Raw genomic sequence first — 17,152 nt, 5'->3', positions numbered from 1 at the left:
GTAGTGCCTGGGTCTGAAGAAGGCCGTATCGCATGCGAACGCGGCCGGTGGCATGGGGACCCGGAACCGTCGGGCCGACAATGCCGCTTTTGGCGCTTCACCGCAAGGATTCGGGCCGGGCGGTCCCCTCCGCACGCCCCAAATCGGCCAAGTCACCGGTCAAGAGCGCCCCAAGACGCCGCCAGTATGGCCTTATCGTGACCACGGAGCGGGACCGCGGCCGGGTTCTCACGCGAACGTGCGTCGCAGGGCCAAGGTCACGCAATATTGGTCGCCTTGGGCCTTGGTCACCTGGATTGTGGCTTGCTGACCCCGCCTACATCGCCTCGTAGTTCGGACCGCCGCCGCCCTCCGGGGGAACCCAGGTGATGTTGCCGTTGGGGTCCTTCACGTCGCAGGTTTTGCAGTGGACGCAGTTCTGAGCGTTGATCTGGAAGCGCGGACCCGAACCTTCCTCTATCCACTCATAGACGCCGGCCGGGCAATAGCGGTTCGACGGACCTGCAAACACGTCATGCTCGGAGGTCTTCTGGAGGTTCATGTCCGTGACCTTGAGATGGACCGGCTGGTCCTCCTCATGATTGGTATTGGACAGGAACACCGACGAGAGCTTGTCGAAGGAAATCTTGCCGTCCGGCTTCGGGTAGGTCCGCGGCGCGTGGGTCTTGGCCGGATCGAGCGTCGCGCGATCGGGCTTCGCGTGCGACTGGGTGCCAAACAGCGAGCCGCCGAACAGCGTGTTGCACCACATGTCGAAGCCGCCGAGCGCAACGCCGAGCACCGTGCCGAACTTCGACCACAACGGCTTGACGTTGCGGACCAGGAACAAATCCTTGCCGACTGAGGAGGAGCGCCAGGCGTTCTCGTAATCGACGATCTCGTCATTGGCGCGACCGGCGGCAATGGCGGACGCAACGTGCTCGGCGGCGAGCATGCCCGTGCCCATCGCGTTGTGCACGCCTTTGATGCGGGGAACGTTGACGAAGCCCGCCGCGCAGCCGATCAGGGCGCCGCCGGGGAAGCTGAGTTTCGGGACCGACTGATAGCCGCCCTCGGTGATGGCGCGCGCGCCATAGGCGAGCCGCTTGGCACCTTCGAAGGTGGAGCGGATTGACGGATGGGTCTTGAAACGCTGGAACTCGTCGAACGGTGACAGATACGGGTCGTCGTAGTTGAGATGCACGACGAAGCCGACGGCAACGAGGTTGTCGTCGTAGTGATAGAGGAACGAGCCACCGCCGGTCTTCAGATCGAGCGGCCAGCCGAACGAATGCTGGATCATGCCCTTCTGGTGCTTGGCGGGATCGATCTGCCAAACTTCCTTGAGCCCGATGCCGAATTTCGCCGGCTCGCTCTTGGTATCCAGCGCGAACTTCGCGATGAGCTGTTTGGTCAGGCTGCCGCGCGCGCCTTCCGCGAACAGCGTGTACTTGCCGAGCAATTCCATGCCACGGGTAAAGGAGTCTTTCGGCTTGCCGTCCCGGCCGATACCCATGTCGCCGGTGGCAATGCCCTTCACCGCGCCCTGCTCGTCATAGAGCACCTCGGCCGCGGCAAAACCGGGATAGATCTCGACGCCTAGCGCTTCCGCTTTGCGCGCCAGCCAGCGGCAGACATTGCCCAGCGAGCCGATATAGCAGTGATGATTGTCCATCAGCGGCGGCATGATGAAGTTAGGCAGCCTGATCGCGCCGCCGCCCGTCATCCAGTAGAAGCGGTCGTCCTTCACCTGGGTCTTCAGAGGACAATCGGAATCCTCGCGCCAGTCCGGGATCAGCTTGTCGAGCCCGGCCGGATCGATCACGGCGCCGGAGAGAATATGCGCACCGACCTCGGAGCCCTTCTCCACCACGACGACGTTGAGATCGGCATTGATCTGCTTCAGCCGGATCGCTGCAGCCAGACCCGAGGGGCCGGCGCCGACGATGACGACGTCGAATTCCATGGATTCGCGCGGGGGAAGTTCTTCGGTGCTCATCTGATCTCAGCCCTTGAGACGGTCCTTGGTCGATTGCGCCCTCTTGTTTCCGATTTTTCCGGGTAGGACAACCTCGGAAATGCGTTTCGCCGGGGTGCAAGGCGCCCCAAACTGGACTAATAGTCAGACTTTCCGATGATCCCAGAACCCGCACCCACGGTCCGAGAGCTTCTCGCCTTCTATCTGGAGGCCGGAGTCGATTGCACGCTCGCGGAGGAACCGATCGACCGCCTGGCGGAATTGGATGTTCCACCTCCGGCCCCGCGCGCGCCGCCTCCGGTCGAAGCCCCACGGCCGGCCGCCGCGCCGGCAGTGTTGCGCGGCGAGGCGGCCCCCGCGCCCGACATCGCGATCGCGTCGGCGCGCGAGGCCGCACGCACCGCGCCGACCTTGGAGGCGCTGCGCGAGTTGATGCAGAGCTTCGACGGCTGCGCGCTGAAGCACACGGCGACACGGCTGGTTTTCGCCGACGGTAATCCGCAGGCGCGCATCATGTTCGTCGGCGAGGCACCGGGCCGCGACGAGGACATCGAAGGGCTGCCCTTCGTCGGGCGCAGCGGCAAGCTGCTCGACTTGATGATCGGAGCCATAGGCCTCAACCGCACCACCGCCTACATCGCCAACGTGATTCCCTGGCGGCCGCCCGGCAACCGCACGCCGACGCCGCAGGAGACGCAAATCTGCCTGCCCTTCATCCAGCGCCAGATCGAGCTGGTGAATCCGGATGTGCTGGTGACGCTCGGCAATCCCTCGACCCAGACGCTGCTATCGACCCGCGAAGGCATCATGCGCACCCGCGGCCGCTGGTTCGACTACGAGACGGGCGCGCGCACCATCCGCGCGCTGCCGACCTTCCATCCCGCCTATCTGTTGCGCTCGCCGTCGTACAAGCGGCTCGCCTGGCAGGATCTCCGCGCGATCGCGAAGGTGCTGGCGGGCGCGTAAGGAGCCGTACGACCTCTCCCCGTCATTGCGAGCGCAGCTAAGCAAATCCAGAATCTTTACGCGGAGGGATACTGGATTGCTTCGTCGCAAGGGCTCCTCGCAATGACGACGAAGAGCGAGAGACTAAGTCCCCTTCGGCCGCACGATGGCCCAGCCGATGCGCAGCAGTTGCTGGCGTCCGGTCACCAGCCATTCGAAGGCGCGCGGGACTTCCGGGACGATGCCGGGAAAGCGCGCGAGAATGTCCGGCGGTGGGGTGCCGGCGGTGTCGGAGGCACGCCAGACCACGACGCCGCCGGTCTCGCTGAATTTGGCCTGGTTGATCCACGGCGTGCGTGAAGGCTGGGCATCGATGAACAGATGGGGCCGGCCGGAATGCAGCGTGATCAGGCTGGCAAGCTGGGTCTCGCCCGCGACCGCGCGCAGACGATGATTGGTGCGGCGGGCAAAGCTCTCGTCGAAGAAGTCCGAAATCGCGCGCGCCGGCATCGAGGTCGCGATCTCGTTGGCACCGGTCCACGGCAGGAGCAGGACGGCGAGCACGACGCCGATTGCGGGCGCGATGACGGCGGCCGCCCAGACCATCCGCAGCATCCTCGCGCGGCGCATCGCGATGAGATCGCCGGCTCCCACGACCACGGCAAGCCCCGACAACACCAGCACGACGCCGGCGCCGCCGACGACGGCGTCGAGGCCCAGCAGGCCGGAGATCAGCACCGCGCCGAGCGCCGGCGCCAACGCGAAGAAATAGACGAAATTGCGCGCGAGCGGCTCGACCGGCGGGCGGTAGATGATCGGCGCCTCCTCGCTCTTGGGAACGAACAGGCCGGTGTTGAGCACGGTCAGCGCCGGGATCGCCGCCGCGCCGAGCAGGAGCCCCCCGAGCAGCCAGGCCGCGTGCAGCGCGCGGGCATTGAGCTCGCTGACCGCAGGCAAGGCCGGCAGGACGAGCACCTCGGCGCGCATCAGCCAGACGGCATAGGGCAATGCCAGCACGGCGACGACCACCAGCGCAAACAGCGGGTCGAATGCGCGCAGCGTGCGGCGGCCGTCCGCGGTTGCGAGTGCGAAGACGACAATCAGCAACAGCAGGAAGATCGCAGCCGGCGTCGTCAGCAGCAGGAGGCCCGCCTCGATCGACCAGGCAAACCAGGCGTTGCCGCGGCGCTGTCCGATGATCTGCCAGGAATGCAGCAGCAGCAGTGCCCAGAGCGGCCGCGCCAGCACCAGCGGGCCGAAGTCGAGTACGGGCGAGGAGAAGGCCAGCAGCGTCATGGTCAGCAGCACGGCCAGCACAGCCTGCTGGGGGCCGACCACCGCGCGGGACAGATGATAGAGCGCGATGAAGGTCGCGACCCCACAGAGCTCCGCCAGGATGTAGACGCCGAACACGTGGCCGCCGGCAGCGCGATAGGCGATGTCGGCGAGCCAGACCGGCAAGGGCGGGCCTAAATCAGTGCCGACCTGGTATTCGCGGCCGAAGGCCAGCAGCGTCGCGAGGCTGCCGGGCGGGCTGCGATAAAACACCAGCGCCACGAACAGCCACATCGCGGCCTGGAGCAGCACGGCGATCCAGACGATCAGCCGCGGCCGCGCGCGAATGAGCTCGATGACCAGGGAGGTAAACCGCATGCAACGTCCGAAAGATGCAGCCAACCCGTGAAGCCGGCCCTATTCGCTCACGACTATTTTGATAGAGGGCGCGACGCGTCGTGGCAACCGAGTCTCGTCTAGAGATTTGCCGACGCGTCGATTTCCGAGCTCGAGTCCACCTGCAGCTCGATCTCGGTCACCGCAAACAGATCCTGCGCCGGCTCGACCGTCCAGGGCATGTGCTTGGCGCGTGCGGCGGCTACGGGGGCGAAGAAGCTGCGGTGGTGGACAGTGGGGCCGAGGCGGTTGAGCGCATCGAGGTGCTCGGGCACGGCGTAGCCCTTGTGCTGCTCGAAACCGTAGCCAGGACAGTCCTGAGCCAGCGCGCACATCAGGCGGTCCCGCGTCACCTTGGCGACGATCGAGGCCGCTGCGATCGACAGGACGATGCCGTCGCCGCCGATCACGGCCTCGCAATCGCATGCCGTGTCGAGCCGGTCGCGGCCGTCGACGAAGACGTGCCGGGGCTGCTGGGGCAGCGCCACCACCGCGCGCTTCAGCGCCCACAGCGAGGCGCGCAGGATGTTGTCGCGGTCGATGCGGGCGCGGGAGGCGACGGCCACCGAGACCTGGGCGGTGGCGCAGATCTTGTCGAACAGCCTTTCGCGCTCCTCGGCCGTCAGGCGCTTGGAATCGTCGATGCCGCGCGGGATGCGGTCGGGATCGAGAATCACCGCCGCCGCCACCACAGGACCGGCCAGCGGCCCGCGGCCGGCCTCATCGCAGCCCGCCACCGGCCAGACGCCGCGCTTCATCAGCGCGCGCTCGCGGCGGAAGCTTGGGGCGACGATGATGGCGCTCTTGGTGCCGGCCAGCGCCTTGGCGATTTTTTTCGGCGCAGCCTTCTCGTTCTTGGGCGCAACCTTCTTGTTCTCAGGCGCAGCCTTCTTGGACGCGCCTTTGGCCGGCTTCTTGGCGGATTGATCCCGAATCATGGCCAGGATCGTGCGCAAGCGGGATGGCCTGCGCAACCGGGAACCTCGGACAATTCCCGTTATTCAAGTCAGCCGCCCTATTCCGCCAGATGCACCCGCCGGTCCTCGCCGACTTCGATGCCGGGCGCGGCCACGACTTCCCAGGGATGGCCGTCAGGATCGGCGAAATAGCCGGAATAACCGCCATAGTCGGTCTCATGCGCGGCCTTCAGCAGCGCGGCGCCATTGCTGACGGCGAAGGCCAGCACCGCATCCACCTCCTCACGCGCGCGGCAGTTCCAGGCGAGCGTCATGCCGCGGAACGTCGATGGCCTCGGATGATCAGGCAATGTGGCGTCGGCCGCGAGCTGATCCCAGGGAAACAACGCGAGCACCGGACCGCCGGTGTCATAGAACGCCACGGCCTCGCCGGTCACCTTGAGCCGGCGCGAGAAACCAAGCGCGTCGTAAAAGGCAATGCTGGCGCGGATGTCATTCACGCCCAGCGTGATGACGGTAAGTCGCGGGATTGGAGCTGGCAGTTCCTTACTCATACGACGCCTCTCTCACTTCGTCCCTCAGAACAGGCTGAGTTGATCGCCATTCCGCTTCGGCTTGGCAAAATGATCCGTCGTCAGCTTGGAGCGCCGCTTGTTCAGCCCGAGCCTGTCGCAGGCGATCTCGAAGCGGCGGCCGATGGTCCAGGCCATCGGGCCGGTGCCCTTCATGCGCTCGCCCCATTTCGCGTCGTAGTCCCGGCCGCCGCGCATGTCGCGGATCAGCGTGAAGACGTGGCGATAGCGGTCCGGATAGTTCGCCATCAGCCATTCCCGAAAGAGATCGCGCACCTCGAGTGGCAACCGCAGCAGCACGTAGGAGGCTTCCTTGACGCCGGCATGGGCCGCAGCATCCAGGATACGTTCGATCTCGGAATCGTTCAGCGCGGGGATGACGGGCGCGACCATGACGGTGGTCGGAATGCCGGCCTCGGAAAGCTGCTTCAGCGCCTCCAGCCGCTTCGGCGGCGTGGACGCCCGCGGCTCCATGGTGCGCGCCAGTTTCGGATCGAGCGACGTCACGGAGATGCCGACCTTGGCGAGGTTGCGCTTGGCCATGCGCGCGAGAATGTCGATGTCGCGGGTCACCAGCGCCGACTTGGTGACGATCCCGACGGGATGGCCGGCGCGCTCCAGCACCTCCAGAATGCCGCGCATGATTTTGCGCTCGCGCTCGATCGGCTGATAGGGATCGGTGTTGGTGCCGATCGCGATCATTCGCGGCTCGTAGCCGGGCGCTGCAAGCTCCTTCTCGAGCAGCGCCGGTGCCTCGGGCTTCACGAACAGCTTCGACTCGAAGTCGAGCCCCGGCGACAGGCCGAGATAGGCATGCGTCGGCCGCGCGAAGCAATAGACGCAGCCGTGCTCGCAGCCGCGGTAGGGATTGATCGAACGGTCGAAGCCGATGTCGGGAGATTCGTTGCGGGTGATCACCTTGCGCGAGGTGTCGATCCCGACCGTGGTCTTGAACGGCGGCAGTTCTTCAAGGCTCTGCCAGCCATCGTCGAATGCGACGCGCGCCTCGGCCTCAAAGCGGCCGCTGGCGTTGGACTGCGCGCCCCGGCCTCGCCTGCGCTGGCGGTCGATGGCGACCGCCAGCTCAGGGAAGTCAGAAGGCGCACCCGCCGGCTCGGAGGGCGCCGTGACCGGCGGGTGCTTGAGAGCATGAGAGGATGCTGGACTCATGAAGCCAAGATAGCACGCCGAAGGAACAAATCAAGAACACAAACCAAAAAACGTGAAAACAACCCCATGCACAGTAGAGCTGCCCAAACTTCGCGCGCCCGCTTTTGACCTCACGCAACAGTGGCGTCACGGCGATCTCGTTTGATGCTGCCGAAGGATCGATCTCGCCGAAACTCGGTTGGTGACGATCCCGGGTGAAGGTCGGCAGGAACATGACAAATCAACAACAATCGGCCGCAGCGAGCAGCGACCTCGATCTGCTCGACCGCTATTGGCGCGCCGCGAACTATCTCTCCGTCGGGCAGATTTACCTGCTCGACAATCCGCTGCTGCGTGAGCCGTTACGGCCCGAGCACATCAAGCCGCGTTTGCTCGGCCATTGGGGCACGACGCCCGGGTTGAACTTCATTTATGCCCATCTCAACCGCGTCATCCGCGCGCTGGACCTGAGCGTGATCTATGTCTGCGGTCCCGGCCACGGCGGCCCCGGCATGGTCGCCAACACCTATCTTGAAGGCAGCTACAGCGAGATCTATCCCGATATCGCGCGCGATGCCGACGGGTTGCGCAAACTGTTCAGGCAATTCTCCTTCCCCGGAGGCATCCCGAGTCACGCGGCGCCGGAGACGCCGGGCTCCATCCACGAAGGCGGTGAGCTCGGTTACGCGCTGGTGCATGCCTATGGCGCGGCATTCGACAATCCCGACCTGATCGTCGCCTGTGTCGTCGGAGACGGCGAGGCCGAGACCGGCCCGCTCGCGGCGTCCTGGCACTCCAACAAGTTCCTCAATCCCGGGCATGACGGCGCGGTGCTGCCGATCCTGCATCTCAACGGTTACAAGATTGCCAACCCAACCGTGCTCGGGCGGATGCGCGACGGCGAGATCCGCGATCTCTTCCACGGGCTCGGCCACGAGCCGCTATTCGTCGAGGGCGACGATCCCAAATTGATGCACCAGGCCATGGCAGACGCGCTCGACGTCGCGCTCGTCAGCATCCGGTCGATCCAGCAGCACGCCCGCGACGGCCGCGAGAGCGTCGAACGCCCGCGCTGGCCCATGATCGTGCTGCGCAGCCCGAAGGGCTGGACCGGCCCCAAGGAAGTCGACGGCAAGAAGGTCGAGGGTTTTTGGCGGGCGCATCAGGTGCCCGTCGCGAACTGCCGCGACAATCCGGCGCATTTGAAGATTCTCGAAGACTGGATGCGCAGCTACGAGCCAGAAAAGCTGTTCGACGTGAGCGGCGCGCTCATTACGGAGCTCCAGGAGCTCGCGCCCGAAGGCAACCGCCGCATGGGCGCCAATCCGCACGCCAATGGCGGCCTTCTGAAGAAGGAGCTGAAGCTGCCGGACTTCCGCAGCTTCGCCCTCGAGGTGCCTCAGCCGGGCGGCATCGTGGCGGAGGCAACCCGCGAGCTCGGCAAGTTCCTGCGCGACGTCATCCGCCTCAACGCCGAGGCCCGCAACTTCCGCATCATGGGCCCGGACGAAACCGCCTCAAACCGGCTCGATGCAGTGTTCGAGGCCACCGAACGCGTCTGGATGGAGCCGACAAAATCTTACGACGTGCATCTCGCCCAGGACGGACGCGTGATGGAAGTCTTGAGCGAACATCTGTGCCAGGGCTGGTTAGAGGGCTACCTGCTCACGGGCCGGCACGGCTTCTTCTCCTGCTACGAGGCCTTCATCCACATCGTGGATTCCATGTTCAACCAGCACGCCAAATGGCTGAAGGTGACCCGGCATCTGCCGTGGCGGCGACCGATCGCCTCGCTCAACTATCTGCTGACATCGCATGTCTGGCGCCAGGACCACAACGGCTTCAGCCATCAGGACCCCGGATTCGTCGATCTCGTCGCCAACAAGAAGGCCGACGTCGTCCGCATTTACTTCCCACCGGACGCCAACACGCTGCTGTGGATCGCCGATCACTGCCTGCGCACCTATGACCGCATCAACGTCATCGTGGCCGGCAAGCAGCCGGCGCCGCAATGGCTGTCGATGCAGGAGGCAGCCACGCACTGCGATGCCGGCATCGGCATCTGGAGCTGGGCCGGCACGGAAGACGCGAATGGCGAGCCCGATGTCGTGATGGCCTGCGCCGGCGACGTGCCGACACTGGAAACGCTCGCCGCCGTCGACCTGCTGCGCAAGGCGCTGCCCGAGCTGAAGATCCGCGTCGTCAACGTCGTCGACCTCATGACGCTGCAACCCAGGGAGCAGCACCCGCACGGCTTGTCCGACCGCGACTTCGACGGCCTGTTCACCCGCGACAAGCCGGTGATCTTCGCCTATCACGGCTATCCCTATCTGATCCACCGGCTGACCTATAACCGCACCAACCACGCCGGCATGCACGTCCGCGGCTTTGCCGAGGAAGGCACCACGACGACGCCGTTCGACATGGTCGTGCTCAACGAACTCGACCGCTATCACCTCGCGATCGGGGCGATCGAGCGCGTACCGGGGCTCGCGACCAAAGCGGCGCAGGTGAAGCAGCAATTCCGTGACAAGCTGATCGAGCATTCGCGCTACGTGCGCGAATACGGCGAGGACATGCCGGAAATCCAGGAATGGGTCTGGCAGAACAGCGCCGGCGGCAACACGCCGGCGGAGGCAGGCGACTGACAGCAGCCATGTTGAACACCGTTCTCGTTCTCAACTCGGGATCGTCGAGCATCAAATTCGGCCTGTTCGAGATCTCGGCGGCCGAGCCCACCCTGCTGTGCAAGGGCCTGCTCGACGAGCACGAGACGAAGCCGCGGCTCGTCGTGAAGAGCCCCGCGGGCGAAGACCTGTTCCAGCAAGGGAGGGAAGCATCGGATGCGAACAGCGATCATCTGTTCGCCGACGTGCTCGGCTTCATCGAGGATCGCTTCGGCGACCACCGCTTGCGCGCCGTCGGCCATCGCGTCGTCCATGGCGGTCCGGACTATTCCGCTTCGGTCGAGCTGACGGACGATGTCACCGCAAAACTGGAGGCGTTGACGCCGCTGGCGCCGCTGCACCAGCCGCGGTGTCTGGCGCCGGTCCGCGCCATCAGGGCGATCAGGCCCGACCTGACGCAGATCGCCTGCTTCGACACCGCTTTCCATCACCGTATTGCGCCGCCCGCCAGCCGCTTCGCCATTCCGCGGCGTTATGAAGAGCGCGGCGTCCGGCGCTACGGATTTCACGGCCTCTCGTTCGAATATGTCGCGGGACGGCTCGCCCGAATCGCGCCGCAGCTCGTGGCGAAGCGCACTGTGATCGCGCATCTCGGCAATGGCGCGAGCCTGTGCGGCTTGCGCGACGGCCGCAGCATCGACACCACGATGGGACTGACGCCGCTCGACGGGCTGGTGATGGGCACGCGGTGCGGCAGGATCGACCCGGGCGTGCTACTCTATCTGCAACAGCACGAGAAGATGTCGGTCGACGATGTCCAGCACCTGCTCTACCACGAATCGGGCCTGCTCGGCGTCTCCTGCATCGCGTCGGACATGCGCACGCTGCTTGCGAGCAGCGAAGCTGCGGCACGGGAGGCGGTCGAGCTCTTCACCTTCCGCGCCGCGCAGGAGGTGGCGGCGATGGCGACAACACTTGCCGGGCTGGACTGCCTGGTCTTCACCGGCGGCATCGGCGAGCATGCCGGGGAAATCCGCAGCGCGATCGGTGAGCGTCTCGACTGGCTCGGTGTTCGCATCGATGCGGCTGCCAATGATGAGGGATGCGAGCGTATCAGCGGCGGCGACAGCGCAGTCGATGTCTTCATCATCCCGACCAACGAAGAACTGACGATCGCGCGCAATTGCGCGGCGCTGTTGCAAGGCGCTCAGTGAATGCCGGCAAGGATCTGAAAACATCCGATCGCGACCTCGATCACGATCAGCACCACCACCGCGATCTCGAGGCGGAGCGAGCGCTGGGTGTCGATGATGTCGGTGAGCGCGTTGGCGGTCTCGGACACGGCTGTGAGCTTGCGTTCGAGCGTGTCGAGGCGCTCCTTCAGTTCGTACTCGTCTTCAAGGCGGGCATAGAGCCGGTCGAGCTCGGGTTTCTCCCAGAGCACGTCGGGCTTCTCGGCCACAGCGACACGGCCGGCGACGCGCTGCTGGACGAGAAGCGCATTGCCGATCAATTGCAAGATGCCCTTCCGCCGGGGCGGTGTGCGGCCTTGCTCGGCGAGCTTGCGCGCAAACGGCTCGATGACGTCGAAGACCGCGGCGACACGGCGCTCGTCGCGCGCAAGAGAAGTGCTCTTGGCGAGCGCGTCCGCGATCAGCAGCAGCCGGTCGTCGGAGAATTTGGCGAGGCAGATCGGGCCGCCCGGCAGGATCGCCTCGGCGCTTTCATCCTTGCAGAGTTGCGCCTGCGCGATTTCCTCCTCGTAGGGGCTGAATTCGCCGATCACGCGGGGCTTCAGGCTGTCGATCAGCACCTTCTCCTCCGAAGGGAGGAGACCGATCAGCACCACGACGCCGTAGCGGAAGATTACCGCGAGGCCGGCATGGACGCGGAAGGCGGCCGGGGTCGAGGAGAGGGTCGCACCCAGCTCGAGGCCGGAGGGATTGATGCGTTCACCCAGCATCACCGCCCGAATCCGCAAGATCGGCGCGCTGTCCGGCCTGGGAGATGTCGCCGGCGTGTTAACAGCAAGTTGATCAGCGTTCATACGAAGCCCTCGTCAGCGGCGTGCTTGCACGTTTTTCCCGTTCCCGCGCTCGTCAGTCAGCTATCGCATCCTCTTCATGCAGGATTGCGAACGGCCTGCGCGTCGCGCAATGTTGCGGCAACCTCCGGACTAATACGGTCAAGCAAGGGCGGCGCCGACACATTCGGCAATATCGCCGCCCCGTACGGGACATATTTGGATGCGACGGCTGCAGCGGTTTACCATCGTATACCGAAGCACGGCCGGAAAGTTGCACTCGGCAGCGCCACATGTTTTATGACGCCCTGACAATGAGCTACGCTTCTCCCGAAGTGTGGACACTGAAGCCTCAATCATGCTGAGCGTCATCATTCCGACCGAAGGCGTCGAGCAGACCGCGGTCGCAACTCTGGCCGCGCTGGTACCCGGTGCCGCCGCAGGCATCGTCCGGGAAGTGCTCCTCGTCGATAGCACCCGCAATGGCGTCATCGAGCGCGTTGCCGACGTCGCGGGCTGCCGTTTCATCGGCTTCGAAGGATCCACGCAAGGCGCCGCGCTCGCCGCCGGCGCACTCCAGGCCCGTTCGTCCTGGCTGATGTTCCTTCCCGCGGGCGCCGTGCTGGAAACCGGCTGGATCGAGGAAACCGCTCAGTTTATCCAGTCCGTCTCGACCAGCGGCCGGGATCGTGCGGCCGTCTTCCGCTATGCCCGCTCACCCTACGCCGATGCCGGCTTCCGCGATATTCTCTGGGCCCTGATGCGCAAGCTCGTCGGTCCCTTCGGCGATCAGGGACTTTTGATCGCGCGTGATCACTACGACCGCATCGGCGGCTACCCGCCCCAAGCCCGCCGCTCCGAGGCGCGGTTGCTCCGGCGGCTCGGCCGCTCGTCACGGATCATGCTGCGCAGCCGGATCGTCATGGTCGGCTGAAGCACTTCAATACTTGCCAAAGTCAAATAATTATTTGACAATAGCAAGTATTGAGGTGAGCCATGTCATTTGACGGTACCGAGAACCACGTCGCAGCGGTTCGCGCCTTCAACCGCTTCTATACCCGCAAGCTTGGCGTGCTCGACCAGCACCTTGGCAAGAGCCCGTTCTCGCTCAGCGAGGCCCGCGTGCTCTACGAGCTCGCACAACGGGACGACCTTGCCGCAAAGGAGATAGGCAACGAGCTTGGCCTCGACCCCGGCTATCTCAGCCGCATCGTGCAGAGCTTCGACGAAAAGGGGCTGATCACCCGCAGACCCCTGCCCGCGGATCGCAGGCAATACCAGCTCAGCCTCACCGCCAAGGGGCGCCAGAGCTTTGCCAAGCTGAACCTGGGCTCGCAAAACGAGGTCGCCGCAATGCTGGCTCAGCTTTCGGCCAGCGACGCAACGCGGCTCACGCAGGCTATGGCGACCATCGAAGCTGTGCTGGAGCATCGAAGCCAGCCCGCGGCTTTCATGCTGCGCAGCCATCGCGTCGGCGACATGGGCTGGGTCATCTCCCGCCAGGCCGCCGCCTATGCGGCCGACTACAACTGGGATATCAGCTACGAGGCCCTGGTCGCCGAGATCTGCGCACAGTTCATCAAGAACTATGACGCCGCTCGCGAGCACTGCTGGATTGCGGAAGTGGATGGCGAGCCGGTCGGCTCGATCTTCCTGGTCAAGGCCACGGATGAGATTGCCAAGCTGCGCCTGTTGCAGGTGGAGAAGAAAGCGCGGGGATTCGGTGTCGGCCGCGCGTTGGTCGAGCAATGCATCCAGGGCGCACGCGAGAGGGGCTACAGCAAGATGACGCTGTGGACGCAAAGCATCCTGGTCGCCGCGCGTGGCATCTATCAAAGTGCAGGCTTCAAGCTCGTGAAGGAAGAGAAGCACCACAGCTTCGGTGTCGATCTGATCGGCGAGACCTGGGAGCGAGATCTGTAGCACTCTCGCAACGAGCGAGATGCAAGTAAATGTGCCCTCGCCCCTTGCGGGAGAGGGCAGCAGCACTGGCGGACGCGCGCTCAGTAAGGTGAGGGGTATGTCTCCGCGAGCGTTCGTGCCTGCGGAGAAAACCCCTCATCCGGCGCTTCGCGCCACCTTCCCCCACAAGGGGGGAAGGGAAGCAAGCACTCACACCGTCGCGCCTTGCGCCTTTGGCCGGCGCAGGTGCTCGTCCAGGCGCGGCATGATCTCCACGAAATTGCAGGGACGCGTGCGGTAGTCGAGCTGGGCTTTGAGGATGCCGTCCCAGCCGTCGCGGCAGGCACCGGGCGAACCTGGGAGGCAGAAGATGTAGGTTGCGCCCGCGACGCCGGCCGTGGCGCGGCTCTGGATCGTCGACGTGCCGATCTTGGCGTGGCTCAGCATGTGGAATGCGATCGAGAAACCGTCCATGCGCTTCTCGAACAAGGGCTCGATCGCCTCCGGCGTGACGTCGCGCCCGGTGAAGCCGGTGCCGCCGGTGGTGATGACGACGTCGACGCCTGCGTCCGCAATCCAGCGGCGAATGACGGCGCGGATCGCCTCGATGTCGTCGGTGACGATCTCGCGCGCGGCGAGATGGTGGCCGGCCGCAAGGAGGCGGTCGGCTAGGGTCTGGCCGGATTTATCATCCGCGAGCGCGCGCGTGTCCGACACGGTGAGCACCGCGATGTCGAGCGGGACGAACTGTTTTGTTTCGTCGATGGAGGTCATTGCAACGCACCTTCTTCACAGACCACTGACATCATCCTGAGGTGCGCGCTCTTGCGCGCCTCGGAGGATGCGCCACGGGCTCGCCATCCTTCGAGGCTCGCCAATTGGCGAGCACCTCAGGATGACGGACAACCCCTACTGTCCGCCCCCAAACGTGTTGCAGGCCTGGACGGTGCCCTGCTGGTAACCGGTCATGAACCACTGTTTGCGTTGCGCGGCCGAGCCGTGGGTGAAGGAATCGGGCACGACGCGGCCTGTGGACTGGCGCTGCAGCGTGTCGTCGCCGATCGCGCTCGCCGTGGTGAGTGCGGCGTCGATGTCGCCCGGCTCCAGGAAGTTCGGCCGCTTCTTCGCCTCGCGATTGACCCAGACACCGGACAGGCAGTCGGCCTGCAATTCGACCTTGACCTGGAGCGCATTCGACTCCGCCTTGCTGCCGGCCTGCTGCTGCAGGCGCGTCACGCGCGGAATGATGCCGAGCAGGTTCTGGATGTGATGGCCGGCCTCATGGGCGATGATGTAGGCGGTGGTGAAGTTACAGGCGGACTTGCCGGAGCAGCCGCGAAAACGTGTCTCGACCTCGCGGAAGAAACCGGTGTCGAGGAAGATGGTCCTGTCGGGCGGACAATAGAACGGTCCCATCGCCGACTCCGCCCGGCCGCAGCGCCCGCCATTGGTGACATTGCGGAACAGCACGACCTTCGGACCGGTAAAGGATTGGCCCGAGGCCTGGAAGATCTCGCTCCAGCGATCGTCGATCTCGCCGAGGATGCCGGAGATCATGCTGCCCATCTCGTCGGTCGGCGCGCCGCGCTTGGCGTTGGACGACGACTGGCGATCGGTCTGGTAGGACGGCGCCTGGCCGCCACCGGTGAGGATCTCGGCGCCGCCGATCAGGATGCGCGGATCGATGCCGAAGGCGTAGCCGACCAGGCCGAGCACGATGATGGTGCCGATGCCGAGGCCGCCGCCGCCCATGGGGAGGCCGAACCCGCCTCCTCCACCGCCGCCGCCACCATCGTCGCGACGATCCTCGATGTCGTCGCTGCGGCGGAAATCATCGTAGCGCATGGCGGCTTCCCTCAGTCCTGGCTGGCATCATTGGGCGCAAAGGCGGCAAAGCTCAACGGACCATGCACGTAAAATTTCCATTGCGTTAATCAATATCCCGCTCGGCAATTATTGCCTAGTGCGACAGCATGGCAATGCCAGCAATTTTTTCCGGGCATCGAGCAATTTTTTCCGAGAGGAATTTCGAGTCTTTTTGCGCTCCGATCACAGCCGCAACGCGAAGAAACGCGAAATACACTGCAAAACACGGCGAATGCGCGAAGCGAACCGCGTGCAAGGCGCGATGTGAGAGCTATTCATGAAAGCGGCGGGTTAAGTCGATTTTTACTTTGCCGCTTCAATGTAGCGGTCAGTCGGTTGTTTGGTCCCGCGTCGCCGACAGCGTCGCCTGAGTCAGAGTTCTTGAGTCATGGTAGAGTCGCGTCGCGGGGCGTCTGCAAGGGCGCCCCGCACAAATTTTGAGTCTTCATCGCATCGCATCATTCTCGGTGATTGCGTCGCCGAGATGTCGAAGCTTCAGGCTGGTTCGGTCGACCTGGTGTTCGCCGATCCACCCTACAATCTCCAGCTCAAGGGCGATCTCAAGCGCCCCGACGAATCCCATGTCGATGCGGTCGACGACGACTGGGACAAGTTCGATTCGTTCTCCGCCTATGACGATTTCACCCGCGCCTGGCTGCTTGCCGCCCGCCGCGCGATGAAGCCGTCGGCGACGATCTGGGTGATCGGCTCCTATCACAACATCTTCCGCGTCGGCGCGATCATGCAGGACCTCGGCTTCTGGCTCCTGAACGATATCGTCTGGCGCAAGACCAACCCGATGCCGAATTTCCGCGGCCGTCGCTTCACCAACGCGCACGAGACCATGATCTGGGCCGCGCGCGACGAAAAGGCCAAGGGCTACACCTTCAACTACGAGGCGCTGAAGGCCGCCAACGAGGACGTGCAGGCACGGTCCGACTGGCTGATCCCGCTCTGCACCGGCGAGGAGCGCCTCAAGGGCGCCGACGGCAAGAAAGTGCACCCGACGCAGAAGCCGGAAGGCCTGCTCGCGCGCGTGCTGCTGTCGTCCTCCAAGCCCGGCGATCTCGTGATCGACCCCTTCAACGGCACCGGCACCACCGGCGCGGTCGCCAAGCGCCTCGGCCGCTCCTATATCGGCTTCGAGCGCGACAAGACCTATGCGAAAGCGGCACAAGCGCGCATCGCCGCGGTCGAGCCGCTGCCGGAGGCAAGCCTTGCCCCGTTCATGACGGCGCGCGAAGCGCCGCGGGTTGCGTTCTCGGAATTGATCGAGCGTGGCATGATCATGCCCGGTACCAAGCTGTTCGACGCCAAGAAGAAGCTCGGCGCGCTGGTCCGCGCCGACGGCGCCATCATGTTCGGCGACAAGGTCGGCTCCATCCACCGCATGGGCGCGGTGGCGCAAGGCGCGCAAGCCTGCAACGGCTGGACTTTCTGGCACATCGAGACCAAGAAGGGTCTCAAGCTGATCGACGAGCTCCGCGCCGAAATCCGCGCCGGAATGGCGGCGGGGTAGCTCA

General features: G+C 64.9%; 15 protein-coding genes. 7 read left to right on the top strand and 8 right to left on the bottom strand.

Annotation, left to right across the window (positions count from 1 at the left end; genetic code table 11):
- Window positions 1-316: 316 nt before the first annotated feature.
- On the bottom strand, window positions 317-1,978 hold the full coding sequence (locus AC0L3U_RS19905) for an electron transfer flavoprotein-ubiquinone oxidoreductase (RefSeq protein ID WP_473362891.1): 1,662 nt from the start codon (window positions 1,976-1,978) through the stop codon (window positions 317-319).
- A 135-nt stretch (window positions 1,979-2,113) separates the two neighbouring features.
- Between AC0L3U_RS19905 and AC0L3U_RS19900 the strand changes: the two genes are divergently transcribed.
- Entirely contained in the window at window positions 2,114-2,923 is an 810-nt protein-coding gene (locus tag AC0L3U_RS19900) for a uracil-DNA glycosylase (RefSeq protein ID WP_456765572.1), read from the top strand.
- Window positions 2,924-3,046: 123 nt separating this feature from the next.
- Here the strand turns inward: AC0L3U_RS19900 and AC0L3U_RS19895 are convergent, their stop codons facing one another.
- From AC0L3U_RS19895 to AC0L3U_RS19880, 4 genes are all read right to left on the bottom strand, one after another.
- Window positions 3,047-4,555 carry a glycosyltransferase family 39 protein gene (locus tag AC0L3U_RS19895; RefSeq protein ID WP_456765573.1) on the bottom strand — a complete coding sequence of 503 codons (1,509 nt, stop codon included), beginning with the start codon at window positions 4,553-4,555 and terminating at the stop codon, window positions 3,047-3,049.
- A 98-nt stretch (window positions 4,556-4,653) separates the two neighbouring features.
- A complete protein-coding gene (locus AC0L3U_RS19890; RefSeq protein WP_473362890.1) occupies window positions 4,654-5,511 on the bottom strand; it encodes a ribonuclease HII in 858 nt (285 codons plus the stop codon).
- A gap of 77 nt (window positions 5,512-5,588) precedes the next feature.
- Window positions 5,589-6,044, bottom strand: coding sequence for a VOC family protein (locus AC0L3U_RS19885; protein ID WP_473362889.1), 456 nt, complete (start codon window positions 6,042-6,044; stop codon window positions 5,589-5,591).
- A gap of 24 nt (window positions 6,045-6,068) precedes the next feature.
- Window positions 6,069-7,232 carry a PA0069 family radical SAM protein gene (locus AC0L3U_RS19880; protein WP_247438855.1) on the bottom strand — a complete coding sequence of 388 codons (1,164 nt, stop codon included), beginning with the start codon at window positions 7,230-7,232 and terminating at the stop codon, window positions 6,069-6,071.
- Between the two features lie 212 nt (window positions 7,233-7,444).
- On the opposite strand from AC0L3U_RS19880, the gene AC0L3U_RS19875 reads away from it, so the two are divergent.
- Both AC0L3U_RS19875 and AC0L3U_RS19870 read left to right on the top strand, forming a co-directional pair.
- Window positions 7,445-9,859 (top strand): phosphoketolase family protein, encoded by a 2,415-nt coding sequence (locus tag AC0L3U_RS19875; RefSeq protein ID WP_473362888.1) that lies wholly within the window; start codon window positions 7,445-7,447, stop codon window positions 9,857-9,859.
- Between the two features lie 8 nt (window positions 9,860-9,867).
- A complete protein-coding gene (locus AC0L3U_RS19870; RefSeq protein ID WP_473362887.1) occupies window positions 9,868-11,052 on the top strand; it encodes an acetate/propionate family kinase in 1,185 nt (394 codons plus the stop codon).
- On the opposite strand, the gene AC0L3U_RS19865 is transcribed toward AC0L3U_RS19870, so the two are convergent.
- On the bottom strand, window positions 11,046-11,885 hold the full coding sequence (locus AC0L3U_RS19865; RefSeq protein ID WP_473362886.1) for an RMD1 family protein: 840 nt from the start codon (window positions 11,883-11,885) through the stop codon (window positions 11,046-11,048). The genes AC0L3U_RS19870 and AC0L3U_RS19865 overlap by 7 nt on opposite strands.
- A gap of 334 nt (window positions 11,886-12,219) precedes the next feature.
- On the opposite strand from AC0L3U_RS19865, the gene AC0L3U_RS19860 reads away from it, so the two are divergent.
- On the top strand, window positions 12,220-12,795 hold the full coding sequence (locus AC0L3U_RS19860; protein WP_473294456.1) for a glycosyltransferase family protein: 576 nt from the start codon (window positions 12,220-12,222) through the stop codon (window positions 12,793-12,795).
- A gap of 62 nt (window positions 12,796-12,857) precedes the next feature.
- Window positions 12,858-13,784: a bifunctional helix-turn-helix transcriptional regulator/GNAT family N-acetyltransferase gene (locus AC0L3U_RS19855; protein WP_473362885.1), complete on the top strand. Its 927-nt coding sequence runs from the start codon at window positions 12,858-12,860 to the stop codon at window positions 13,782-13,784.
- A 189-nt stretch (window positions 13,785-13,973) separates the two neighbouring features.
- On the opposite strand, the gene moaB is transcribed toward AC0L3U_RS19855, so the two are convergent.
- Together moaB and ypfJ are read right to left on the bottom strand one after the other, a co-directional pair.
- The gene (moaB, locus tag AC0L3U_RS19850) at window positions 13,974-14,537 is read right to left on the bottom strand and encodes a molybdenum cofactor biosynthesis protein B (RefSeq protein ID WP_473362884.1); all 564 of its coding nucleotides are present in this window, start codon (window positions 14,535-14,537) and stop codon (window positions 13,974-13,976) included.
- Between the two features lie 135 nt (window positions 14,538-14,672).
- On the bottom strand, window positions 14,673-15,608 hold the full coding sequence (gene ypfJ, locus AC0L3U_RS19845; protein WP_027516429.1) for a KPN_02809 family neutral zinc metallopeptidase: 936 nt from the start codon (window positions 15,606-15,608) through the stop codon (window positions 14,673-14,675).
- Between ypfJ and AC0L3U_RS19840 the strand changes: the two genes are divergently transcribed.
- Together AC0L3U_RS19840 and AC0L3U_RS19835 are read left to right on the top strand one after the other, a co-directional pair.
- Entirely contained in the window at window positions 15,607-15,897 is a 291-nt protein-coding gene (locus tag AC0L3U_RS19840; RefSeq protein ID WP_473362883.1) for a hypothetical protein, read from the top strand. The genes ypfJ and AC0L3U_RS19840 overlap by 2 nt on opposite strands.
- Window positions 15,898-16,017: 120 nt before the next feature.
- Window positions 16,018-17,148, top strand: a complete 1,131-nt coding sequence (locus AC0L3U_RS19835) for a site-specific DNA-methyltransferase (RefSeq protein WP_106945123.1) — start codon at window positions 16,018-16,020, stop codon at window positions 17,146-17,148.
- Window positions 17,149-17,152 lie beyond the last annotated feature (4 nt).

The sequence above is a fragment of the Bradyrhizobium sp. Kon69 genome, from assembly GCF_055807515.1.
Note: the sequence above shows the minus strand (reverse complement) of the source record. Positions and strands in the feature narration are given on the sequence as shown.